Below are 12854 nucleotides of genomic sequence, written 5' to 3'. Positions count from 1 at the left end.
CTTTTAACAATCTAAATATTTGACAATTACTTCTTCTTGATCTTGAGATAGTGAAATAAATTTCTTAGCTGCTAAATCTAAAACTGCCAAAAATGTTGCTACCATCATTTTTATTGAAAATTCTTTTATTTCAATAAGTTTCCCTAATTCAATTTCTTTAATATTATTATTATTTAAGAAAATTATAATATCTTCTGCAACTTCTTCTGGTGATATTTCAACAGAAGTAATTGTATTCACTTCCATTTTTTTAAACTTATTCTTTTCAATAGCTCTTAAAAAGATATTTGAGAATTTTTCAATATCAATATTATTTTCTGCTAATGGTAATTTATCATCATCTATTTTTGAGATTTTTATAATACTTTTTGATTTACTAAAAGTCTTTAAAAATTCTTCTTGTTTAGTTTTAAAGAAGTCTGTAACTTCTTTAATTTTATGATATTCCATTAACCTTCTAATTAATTCATCTCGTTCTTGTTCTTCATAATTTGAATCAATTTCAACTTCTTCTTTTGGTATTAATAATTTTGACTTTAATTCTATTAAATAAGCAGCCATAACTAGGTATTCACTTGCTATTTCAATATTTAAATCTTCATATTTTTTAATATAAGAAATATATTGTGAAGATAAGTCAAAAAGATTAATATCCATTATATCCATTTCTTTATCTTTAATTAAATGAAGCAATAAATCTAAAGGTCCATTAAAATTATTTAATTCTATTTTATTTCACTTATCCATTTATGTACCCTTTCATTTTAAACTTATTTTTGTTGTTTTAAATTGTCCAAAGTTTTTCTAACTTCACTTTCAGATTGAATATATTTATTTAATGCTAAAATTATTCTACCAATAATTATAAATAATAATTGTAAAGAAAAACAAATATTGTATCTATAAGATGGATCTACAAAATCGTGTTCTATAGAGTTTCTCAATCTTCTAATATAGTGTCAAGCTTTTGAATAAGTTATTTGATCAATAATGTCACTTAGTTTTTGAAAATCACTTGCATTATTTGTTAAAAAAGAAATATCTTTTAAAAAGTCATTTGAAAATTTTAATGCTTCTGTGAGATTATTTTCTCTTTTACAATATTTGTCATTTAAATGCCTTGCAATATAAGTAAGTTTATCAAATATTGTATAAAGATATTTAAAACTTTCATTTTGTTGATGAAATTCTAATGAATTTATTCCATACAAAGTTTCGTAATTTTTTAGTGCTTCTAACTCATAACTTTTTTCTAAAAAATATTTGAAAATACTTTTGATTTCTACAAATATTGACTGTTCAAAAATACTATCTTCTACAAAAATTGCTTTTTCAATAGCTTTTTTAGTAATTGATAAATAATTGTGAACATCTTCTGTTTTTAACTCAATTCCACTTAAAAATTTAAAATTAATATCTAAATATCTACTGCTCTTTTCACAATATTGCACTAATTTTTCAACAATAGCATTATTTTTAAAGAAAGTATCATCTACATATTCTTGAATAATATTACTATATTCATCAAATTCTTCTAATGAGTTGTATTGTTTAGAGGTAAGTATTTTATTAATTTGAACTATATCTTTTAATGTAGTTTTTTTTGACACTTTTTTCACCTCTTACTATATTAATTATACATAAAAATAATTTTATACTCTTATTTTGATATCTAAAAATACATATAAAAAAACAAGTGTATAATATTTTAGGAGAAACAATTTGATGGGGAATTAATATGGTAAATAGACTAAATACTAGAAAAGTAAAAGTTGGAAATATTGAAATTGGGGGCAATAATGAAGTTGTCATTCAATCAATGACAACTTCAAAAACTCATGATGTAAAAGAAACATTAAAACAAATTAACTCTCTTTTTAAAGAAGGCTGTCAAATAGTTAGAGTTGCAGTTTTAGGAATTGATGATGCAAATTCATTAAAAGAAATAGTTGACAACTCTCCTGTTCCAATTGTTGCAGATATTCATTTTAACTATAAATTTGCTCTAATAGCAGCTGATGCAGGTTGTGCAAAAATCAGAATTAATCCAGGAAATATTGGAATTGAAGAAAATACAATTGCAGTTGTTGAAAAATGTAAAGAAAAAAATATTCCTATTAGAATTGGAGTTAATTCTGGAAGTTTACCAAAAAATATGGTTGCAAAATATGGGTGAACTGCAAAAGCAATGGTTGAATCTCTTAGAGAGCATATTGAAATTTTAGAAAAATATGATTTTAGAAATATAATTTACTCTTTAAAAGCAACAGATCCCTTAATGGCAATTGAAGCTTATGAAATGGCAAGTGAAAATTGAAATTATCCTGCACATTTAGGAATAACAGAAGCAGGAAGTTTATTAAACGGAGCTATAAAATCTAGTTTTGGACTAGGATATTTATTACAAAAAGGTATTGGAAGTACAATTAGAATAAGTTTAAGTGAAGATCCCGTTGAAGAAATAAAAGTGGCAAAAAGATTGCTTAATTCATTAGGACTTTTTCACAATATGGTTGAAGTTATCGCATGTCCAACTTGTGGAAGATTAGAATTTTCTTTAAGAGAAGTTGTTAAAGAAGTTGAAGAATTTGTTGAAGAACTTCAATTTCCATTAAAAGTTGCCATACTTGGTTGTGTAGTAAATGGACCTGGTGAAGCAAGTCAAGCAGATATTGGTATTGCTGGGGGAAATAAAGGTGGAATAATCTTCAAAAAAGGGAAAATTTTTAAAACTGTTAAACAAGATGAATTAGTTCCAGAATTAAAAAAATTAATTATGGAATATTATGAACAATGAAAAAAGATGCAATAGCATCTTTTTTTTAAAAATGAATTTCTAATAAAAAATCTTTACTTTCATTAGATTCTAATGAAAGAATTTCGGGTTTATCTTTTATCTCATTTGATTTTTTATCCAACATATCTGGAATACCATTTCAATACTCAACACAAATAAATTCACTTTCATTATTTTGCTTTCATAAAACCAAATTCTTGAAATTCTTAACTTTAAGGGTAAACTCTATGCTCTTATTATTTAATTGTATGTCTTTACCACTGAATTTATCTGTCATATAAGATATATTGTTAGAAAAATCAATATTTGTATGATTAATTTCTTTAATTAAAATGTCTTTTTCAAGAGTTTCTACTAAACCTGATTTAAATTTATTTGTAAATAATTGTTCTTCTAACAACTTCAAATTTGAATTTTGATTAAAAATAAATCCTGGATGATGTCCTATAGAAAAATACATTTTTTCATTTTCTAAATTTTTAACAATTATGTTTAAAGAAAACATCTCTTCTTTTAAGTTCATTTCAATGATTATAGAAAATTTAAAAGGATAAATATCATAAAAATCATTATTTGAAATATATTCAATTTTAACTTCTTTATTACTTTCTTCTATTATTTTTCAGTTTTGTATTTCATTGAAAAAACCATGTCTTTTTAATCCTAATTGTTTTCCATTATGTTCTAAAATACCATTAATTGTTCCACAAATTGGGAAAAGAATTGGTCAAGTTTTATCTCAACTTCCATTAGCTTGATACAAAATCTCTACACCAGATTTTTTTATACTTTTAATTTCAAAGGGATTTATATTATATAGTATTTCAAAGCTATTATTAAAGATTTTATTCATTGCTTTCTATTATTCCTTTCTCAATAGATTTAATATCAAGTTTTGTTTTAGTTTTTGTTATTACCCTTTTTTTAATTAAAATTTTTAAATTTTGTGTTGCTATCTTATAGTTGCTATAATCTGCAAATATTTTATTATTCATAAAGTAAAATATTAATATTGCTATAAGAATCATAACACAAGAAATTGACATAATTATTGTTGATATATCATCAAACTCTTTTAATGAAGTTTGAAAATCAAATTTACTATTTAAAAGTTCATCCAAATTTGAGAAGTTTTTAAATACTCCAACTTTCAAATCAGCTAATGTACTTTGAACAGAATCAACAATAAAATAGCTTGCAAACATAGCACTTCCATAAAACCCTGTTACTGGATTTCTTTTAGCTCTATAATTTCAAAATAAACAAGCTGAAAATAAAGAATAGATAATTTGGTTAAAGCAAATTCCCGCAATAATATTTAAAACTATGAAAATAAAAGGATTTTGAACAAAAGCCATAGCTGTATAAATAGCAAATAATACAAACATATTTAAAAATACTAAATATTTTTGTTCAAAAAATTTTCTTAAAAGTTTATAACTTATAACCGAAGCTATTATTGTTGGAATTAAATAAGCAAAGTCATTAATTCTAAGTCACATTCTTATTCCTTCATTATTGAAATTCAGATTTTTTAAATTCAATGCTATATACAATTTTATAAATAAAGAATTATTTATTGCACTTGTTATTGTTAAAAGAAAAGCTAATAAATAGATAATTAAGAATAAAGCATTATTCTTTTTAGGGATATCTTCTAATATTTCTTGATCAAAAGTTTGAACCATATTTTTATTTTCTTTTGATAAAAAACTTAAAGCAAAACCTGAACAAATCATTAAAATTAGTATAACTAACAACGAAATATTTGAACTATTCGAACTATTTCCAATAACTATATTTAAATTGCTTAAATATATACCAAAAGTTGTTGAGAAAGTTATAAAAATAAATGTAATTCAAATTGAGGGTAATATATATATTCTATAAAAACTTTGTTCATTTAGAAATAAATAAAACAAAGTTGAACTTGCTAAGCAAAAAGAAAATAAAAGAGAAACTATTATTAAAGCTCATACTGGTAAATTAAATAAACATATGAAAAATAATAAAATAATCATAATCAAACTACTTATTTGAATTCATATTTTTCTATTTTTTAATATACCAGTTGAAAATGTTGCAAGTGGTTTTAAAATAATTAGAAAAAATGATGTTGTAAAAACACTTGCAATTATAAAGCTTATTGAATTCAAAGAACTAATTTGATTTTTTATTTGATTTCCCATAAAACCTGCTGCAATTCAGAACAAAATAATTTGAACTAATCATAAAAATGCTCCTTTTTGCAGTTTTTCTTTCATACACAAAAAGACCATAGAAATAATACATGCTATGAATAATAAGGGAAATAGAATTTTTAAATCTCAATCTTGCATTTTGCACCTCAATATATATTTTATTACAAATAAAAATTAAAAAGTCATATAAATGACTTTTTAATGTGAAACTTTTTGGTTTTCTTGTTTATTATTTGATATTGGTTGATTTAAATATTGCTTATTACTTTTTTTAATATCCTTCTTCATTTTTTTTATTTCATTATGAACTTTAATTAAATAAATACTTGATTCATTATTATACTCCTGAATAGAGTCAATAATTTCAATATTATTTTTTAATTGGAAGTTATAGAATGCAATTTTCTTATATTGTTTATCACTTATTGAAATTAAATATATTACTAAATAAATAACAAATACAGTTGACATTAAAATTGACACTGCAGTTATAGCTATATTACTTGTTTTTGATAAATCAAATGAGAATAAAGTTTTTAAATCAACAGTTTTGGTTTTAATTAACTCTACAACTGCTTTTGCTATTATTCCAATAATTGGAGTAATTAAAGCTAGTACTAAAAATAAGATTAATAATCTACTCATTAATTTGAATTTTTTATAGATTCTTGAGTTTTTTAGTGCATCTTGATCAAATTTATTATTGCTTCCAAATATTGTATTTGTATTTTCTTTGTTATTTTTAAATTGACTATTAAAATCCTCATGTAGTTTTTTTTGTTTATTAAAATTTTCAAAAAATGCTTTTGTATTTAATGGTTCTGTTTCAAGAGTATCCAATTGTTCTTCTTTTGAACTATTAGATATATTTCTTTCTAATTTATTTAAAGAGTCTTGCTTTTCAAGTATTTGTTTTTCAACTGCTTCTTTTTCAAGTTTTTTTGCAGAATCTTGTTTTTCATTTTGTACTTTATTTTCTTTTAAGAAATTAATATTACTATTAATAGTTTCTTTTTGCAAATTATTTGATTTTACTTGATTTAAAGGTTCTATTTTTACTTCTTTTCTTATTTCAATATTTTCAGTTTTTTTAACATTATTATTTTGATTTACTTGTTGTTCAATTATTTGCTTTTTAACAACTTGTTCTTCAGAATCTTTAGGTTTTACTTGCTTTTCAAATAACACTTGCTTCTTTTGCTCATTTAAAACTCTTCTTGGAATTATTTCAGTTGTTTCAGTTGGCAATTCTCCAACCATTTTTAAATTACTAAAAGTGTCACTAATGGGTGAAATTTTTTCAAAAGTTGTTGATCTTCTTGGAGTTAGATGTATATTAGTTTCAGGTGTTTGAAAGTTTTGAATTAAACCTATACTAGAAGCAGCTGATTCTTTTGTTAAAGAGTCTAAATTATCTTGAACTTCAAATTTCTCAATATCTTCTTCTTCAAAAATTACATCATCTAATGTAAACGTATTTTCTCCTGATAAGTCAAAAAGTTCCATATCTTCACTATCTGTATCTGACAATATTTCTGGAAATAGGGATTCAATATAACTTGTATCAGTCAATTCATTTTCAAAATTAATTTCTGAATTTTTTTGGCTTCCTTTTAATTGAATATGATTGACTTTTTGTGAATTAACAGTTAAAATCTCTTGATTTATTAGATTTTTAAGCTTTAAAAATTGAATAAAACCACCAGTAACTTCTTTTTCAATTATTTCTATTATTACATAATTTTGTTGATTATATGAAACAACCATACCCATATTAAAGCCCATAATAATACACCTCTTCTAATAATTAGTATATATATAAATAAATCTTTTACAACTTATTAAAAAGAAAACTTATTAATGTTGTTATAAAACAAAAAAATATTTTACTAATAGTAAAATATTTTCTTTTTTAACTCTATATTAAATTAATGTTTTCATTCTTTTCTTGGAACTTTTACTTCATTTGTTCAATCTCCAGAGAATGCTCTTGCAAAGTCATATTCTTCTAAGTAAGCTAATCCATGAGTAACAAGAGATTTATTAACAGGTCTAGTACCTTGTCTTCCTCTATCATCATTCATTGATCACATTCCTATATATGCTAAGTTTCTAACTTGAGCATAATTATATAATTCTTTTGCATCTTCAAGAGTAAATACACCTTGAACAGTATCATTAACACCAATCATTGGAGTTGCTCCAATTAATGAATATAATTTATTACCACTTACTCCTACAGTACCTCAGTTTTCTTCTAAAGAAGTAGCTAAATTATTTCTTGTATTTTCAATTGCTTGTTTTGCTAAATCAAAGTTTGTTTCTCCATTTGCTTTTGCAGTAACATAAATTGGATCACCATAATCCATTAACATTAAATTAACAATTGGAACTTGATTTTGAGATAAACCAGCGGCTTTGAATTCTTTATTAATAATGTTCATTACATTATATCCAACACTTGTTAAACCTGTTGGAAGCACAGGAAGAGTTAATGAAAAGTCTCATGAAGGATCTTTTTTCTTCATATTTGCCATTGTTTGTCCAAGTACTTTTAATTCATCTTCTTGGTATTGTGCATGACCTTCAATATCAAAGTCTATTGATTTTGGCATTTTAAGACCAGTTTTTTTAGAATAACGTTCTCCAACTTTTACTAAATCTTCTTGATATTTTATTAAGGCTTTTTCTAAATGACCTGTAGCTTGACTAATTTGTAGATCAGATGCTTTTGAATCTCTTGATGCTCCTGCCATTCTCAAAGCAACATCTCATGGATTTTTTTCAACATATCCACCAGTAGTTGCTCCACCATAAGCTACTTTAATATTTTCAAAGTTATTTGAATCTATCATTGGTTTTAACATTTTTCCATATAATTGATACTCTTCTCAATATTGATAATTAGCATCTTTATTAGGAATACCTGCAATTGATAAATCTATTTCTTTATTATCACTGCTATTTACTTGTTGTACAAATGATAATGTTAAATTATCAAATCCTGAGACTTTATTTTTAATTCCTGCAATATCATTTCCTTCATACAATCCTGCATCTAAATATGGTGAAAAGTATGTAGAACCATTTGCTTTTGTCTTACTTGTGATATTTGTTTTACGATTTGGATTTGCTTGAGCTCAACTAGTGTATAAACTTGCTCCTGGACCTGTTGGAGGTGTTGGAGGAACTATGTTTCCTCCACCAGCTCCTGAACCTGCAGAACCTCCTCCTGGATTTTCCGGATCCACTCCTGGATTTTCTCATCCACCATTTGTTCCTGGTATTAAAGTTTTATTTGCTTCAATATCTTCTTTATAATCTATACCACCATTTTTTTTGATGTCCTCTTTTGTTTTAGCTTCTACTTTTAATTCTTCATTTATTTGAACTTTTCCACTTAGAATATCTGAGAATGAATGAGCTTTATAACCTGCACCACTTCTAATATTTTGATCTAATGCATTTTTATCTGCTAATCCATAAACTGATTCTCCTGGTTTTACTTCTTTATTTGGTTCAAATAATGAAGGAATATCTCTTGAGATATAAAACATTGACATTTGACCTAATTTTTCTGTTACTGCAAATTCTCTTAATTTTGCAGCATCTTCTGTTGTAAAACTATAAACTGATTCTTCAGCTCTTCTTCCAATTCATGGTGTAATTGACATTCTTCTACTTATTTCTTCTGGTGTATATTGAGCTGCATCATTTCCATGAATATTTTTGTACATTTGTGTTCAAGTAGTTTTAGTATTTGTAATTGCCTTTTTAATTGTATCTAATTCTCAATTACCTTCATAAACTGCTCCATTTACACTACTATTAGTTAAATATGGAATTAAATTTAATCTAAAGTTCATACCTAAATATTCTGTGAAGTTTCATAAAGGATATGCTTCATCTCCAATTTGTTTAACTGATTCTAATCCTTTTTGAACTGCAACTCCATCTTTAGTTGAAACAACTAAAGATAATGTAATATCATATCCAGAATCTGATTCCATTAAAATTTTTAAAGCACTTGCCAATAATCTTTGAGAATCTCCATATTGTCCACTTTTAGTTAAATATGGTGAAGAAAAATAGAAATCAAATTTCTTTGTTCCATATCTGTCACCAACAGCTTTAATAGTAGTTGCTAACTCTTCTGGAGTTTTATTGTTAATATATGCAGTATGTCATAATGAATTTGCAAATGGTCCAAAAGATATTGTAACATCTTCTTTATTTAATCCACCTTCTGAAGGTCTTTGTCAATTTTCTTCTGGTTTTCCATTTGTTCATTTTTCATATTTATCATTAAATCATCTTGCATACTCTTTTTGATTTTTTCCTGTTGCTAAAATACCTTCTTTACTTCCTTGTGAAGGAGCAGCATTTCACATAGGAACTAACTCTCCAGTATCTGAAGCATTTTGCATAAATCCTAATTTTATACCATTTCCTTTTTGATTTCCCTCGTTAAAATATTTAGTAGCATATTCACCTACATCATTGTAAACAGCGTTATTTCTTCCTTCAAGTCATTTTTCTGCATCAGCTCTACTAGCTCCACCAACACCTTTATCTTTCATTAGATACTCTGCAGTATCTTCTACAATACCCATATCTGCATAAGGATTAAATGTTAGATGATCTTCAGTTTTAAGATATTTTTCTTTTATTAATTTGTTTTTATATCCTGAAGTTTTTTCAGTATTAGATAAACTAGCTGAATAATTAGTTTTATTGAAATTTGAATAATCAGTATACAAAACATCTTGTGATTTTTGTAGTTTTACAGAAGTAGATTTTAATTCTGTTACATCTTTTGATATTTCACTTTTTCCTTTTCATTCATTTCCAGTTTGTAAGTTAGAATCTCCAAAATTATTTCCTGGATCAGGACTAATACAACTTACAACAGATGTGATAGGCATTGATGTTAAAGTCAATGTTCCTAAAATACTTAATAATTTCTTCATACTTTTTCCCCTTTAAAAATTTATTAAATTATAAGATTATTATCTACAAACATGTCTAAAAATTCAAGTATTTTATAAAATATTTTTATGCTTTAAAATATTTTTACAGAATAAATAATTTTACATCAACAGTCCTACAGTAACTTTTATAATAACTGCTGATTTTGCATTATCTGCATTAACAGTAATTTCTCCTTTACCAACTAAAAGTCCATTAATTTTTATAATATCATCTTTAACTGAAACACCAATAATTCCTGAAGATTTTGAGGTAACTTGAACATTTTTTAGAACACTGTAATTTTCTATTTTAACAGTTTCACCGCCCATACCATTTAATAAAGTTATTTTTACTTTTGTTTTGTTTAATTTTATATCAAACATTTTTTGTGATACACTAATTTCTATTTCTACTGGTTCTATTGCATTTGATGCATTAACAGTAATTTTAGTTGTTCCTTCTTTTAAAGCTGATACTTCAATATTTCCATTTTGACCTACAATTGCAGTTGCTATACTTTCATTTGATGAATTAACTTCAATATCTTCTAATTGAGCAAAATTATTAATACGAATTGAATTATCTTTACTTTCTTCTTCTATTTGTAAGAAATTTGAAGAAACATTAATTGCAAATTTTTGTTTTAAAACATTTATATGAATTTCAACTAGCTCTATTGCATTTTCTGCATTAACAATAATTTTAGTATTTCCTTGTTTTAATGCAGTAACTTCAATATTTCCAAATTGATCAGTACTTGCTTTTGCTATATTTTCATCTGCTGAATTAACTACAATATTTTCAAATTCACTGAAATTATTAATATGAATTGAACTATCTTTGTTTTTTTCCTCAATACTTAAATTATTTGAAGAGATTTGAATTGCTATTTTTTGTTTTAATACAACCACATCAATTTCTACTTGTTCTATTGCATTTGATGCATTAACAATAATTTTAGTTGCTCCTTCCATTAACCCAGATACTTCAATATTTCCTGATTTATCAACTATTGCTGTTGCTATATTTTGATTTTTAGAGCTAACTGTAACGTTTTCTAATTCACTAAAATTATTAATATTAATTGATCTATTTTCAGTTTTTTCTTCCATGCTCAAACTGTTTGTTGAAACTTGAATTGAAATTTTTTGTTTTACAACTATTATATTAATTTCAACTGGTTCTATTGCATTTGATGCATTAATAGTAATTTCAGTATTTCCTTGTTTTAATGCAGTAACTTCAATATATCCCAATTCATTTGTTGTTACTGTTGCAATATTTTCATCTACTGATTTTACTTCTATATTTTCTAATTTTTCAAAATTCTTAATTTTAATTGAATTATCTTTAGCATCTTCATCAATATTTAAAGTATTTGATGATATTTGAATTGCTATTTTTTGTTTTAAAACAGTTACAGCAATTGAAACAGATTCTATTGAATTCTTTGCATCAACAACAACTTTGGTTGTTCCTTCTGTTAAACCAAATACTTTAATATTTCCTGTTTGATTAATATTTGCAGTTGCTATACTTTCATTTAAAGAGCTAACTTCAACACCTTCTAAATTATCAAAATTAGTAATATTAATTGAGTTATTTTCAGTTTTTTCATCGATAATTAAGTTATTTGATGAAACTTCTATTAAAAATCTTTGTTTTAACACTATTACTTCAATTTTAATTGGTTTTATTGCATTTGATGCATTAATAGTAATTTCAGTTTTTCCTTCCATTAAGCCTAATATTTCAATATTTCCTGATTTATTAATTGTAACTGTTGCTATATTTTCATTTAAAGAGTCAACTTTAACATCTTGCAGTTTATCAAAATTTTTAATATATATTGATGTATCTTTAACTTTTTCATTAATAGTTAAGTTATTTGAAGAAACTTCTATTTCAAATTTCTCTTTTAAAACAGTTACAGCAATTGAAACAGATTCTATTGCATTTTCTGCATTAACAGTAATTTCAGTTTTTCCTTCATTTCAACCAAATACTTCAATTTGTCCTAATTCATTAACATTTGCAGTTGCTATATTTTTATTTGTTGAGCTAACTTCAATACCTTCTAATTTATTAAAATTTTTAATGTAAATTGATTCATTTTTAGCTTTTTCATTTATACTTAAACTATTTGCTGAAAGTTCAACTGCAACTTTTTGTTTTAAAACTTCTACATCAATTGAAACTGATTCTATTGCATTTTCTGCATTAACAGAGATTTTAGTTTTTCCTTCATTTAAAGCAGTTATTTGAACATTTCCTTGCTCATCAATTTCTGCTGTTGCAACATTCTCATTTAAAGAACTAACTTTGACATCTTCCAACTCATCAAAGTTTTCAATTTCAATTATACTTGAACCTTTTTCTGGTTCAATTTCAACAAAAGATTTATTAATTTTTATTTCTGATAATTCAAAAAATACTACATCTGCTTTGAATTTTCACTTTACTTTTTTAGGAATTTTACTATTACTATATGCTTCTAAAGTTAAAGTTGCTTCCCCAATACCATTTGCAATCATCTTAAATGAACCATTATCGTCAATATTTGAGGTTACTTGCAAAATACTTTCATCCATAGAATATATTTTAAAACTATTATGATTTTTTTTATATGTATCCCAATCTGAAATTGTATATTCACTTTCACTAGTGTAATTTACTGAAAATTGTTGAGTTACATATTTATTTTGTTCTACATCAATTGTGATACAAGATCTTGTAAACATTGTTGTTGATATTAATAATAAGATTGATAAAAAGAAAAAAGATATTTTTTTCATTATATTTACCCCACTTCAAAACTTTTTGAGTATTTTTTATTAATAATTTGTTATAATTATACACTATTTTTTAGCAAAAGTATATCTCTC

General features: G+C 24.7%; 8 protein-coding genes. 1 reads left to right on the top strand and 7 read right to left on the bottom strand.

The window, feature by feature from the left end; translation table 4 throughout:
• Nucleotides 1-3 precede the first annotated feature (3 nt).
• Together SFLOR_RS01605 and SFLOR_RS01600 are read right to left on the bottom strand one after the other, a co-directional pair.
• A complete protein-coding gene (locus SFLOR_RS01605) occupies nt 4-747 on the bottom strand; it encodes a segregation and condensation protein A (protein WP_100916350.1) in 744 nt (247 codons plus the stop codon).
• Between the two features lie 23 nt (nt 748-770).
• Complete coding sequence (locus SFLOR_RS01600) at nt 771-1610, bottom strand: hypothetical protein (protein WP_100916349.1); 840 nt, start codon at nt 1608-1610, stop codon at nt 771-773.
• Nucleotides 1611-1738: 128 nt separating this feature from the next.
• Between SFLOR_RS01600 and ispG the strand changes: the two genes are divergently transcribed.
• On the top strand, nt 1739-2812 hold the full coding sequence (gene ispG / locus SFLOR_RS01595; RefSeq protein WP_100916348.1) for a flavodoxin-dependent (E)-4-hydroxy-3-methylbut-2-enyl-diphosphate synthase: 1074 nt from the start codon (nt 1739-1741) through the stop codon (nt 2810-2812).
• 10 nt (nt 2813-2822) lie between these two features.
• Here ispG and SFLOR_RS01590 read toward each other — a convergent pair whose 3' ends face one another.
• From SFLOR_RS01590 to SFLOR_RS01570, 5 genes are all read right to left on the bottom strand, one after another.
• Complete coding sequence (locus SFLOR_RS01590) at nt 2823-3650, bottom strand: aldose epimerase family protein (RefSeq protein ID WP_100916347.1); 828 nt, start codon at nt 3648-3650, stop codon at nt 2823-2825.
• On the bottom strand, nt 3643-5136 hold the full coding sequence (locus tag SFLOR_RS01585; RefSeq protein ID WP_100916346.1) for a hypothetical protein: 1494 nt from the start codon (nt 5134-5136) through the stop codon (nt 3643-3645). Before SFLOR_RS01585 ends, SFLOR_RS01590 begins: the two co-directional genes overlap by 8 nt.
• Nucleotides 5137-5196: 60 nt before the next feature.
• On the bottom strand, nt 5197-6783 hold the full coding sequence (locus SFLOR_RS01580; protein WP_100916345.1) for a hypothetical protein: 1587 nt from the start codon (nt 6781-6783) through the stop codon (nt 5197-5199).
• A gap of 143 nt (nt 6784-6926) precedes the next feature.
• Nucleotides 6927-9968, bottom strand: a complete 3042-nt coding sequence (locus tag SFLOR_RS01575; RefSeq protein ID WP_100916344.1) for a lipoprotein — start codon at nt 9966-9968, stop codon at nt 6927-6929.
• A 120-nt stretch (nt 9969-10088) separates the two neighbouring features.
• Nucleotides 10089-12764: a hypothetical protein gene (locus SFLOR_RS01570; RefSeq protein ID WP_100916343.1), complete on the bottom strand. Its 2676-nt coding sequence runs from the start codon at nt 12762-12764 to the stop codon at nt 10089-10091.
• Nucleotides 12765-12854: the final 90 nt, after the last annotated feature.

It is taken from the genome of Spiroplasma floricola 23-6, assembly GCF_002813555.1.
Classification (GTDB): domain Bacteria; phylum Bacillota_I; class Bacilli_A; order Mycoplasmatales; family Mycoplasmataceae; genus Spiroplasma_A; species Spiroplasma_A floricola.
Note: the sequence above shows the minus strand (reverse complement) of the source record. Positions and strands in the feature narration are given on the sequence as shown.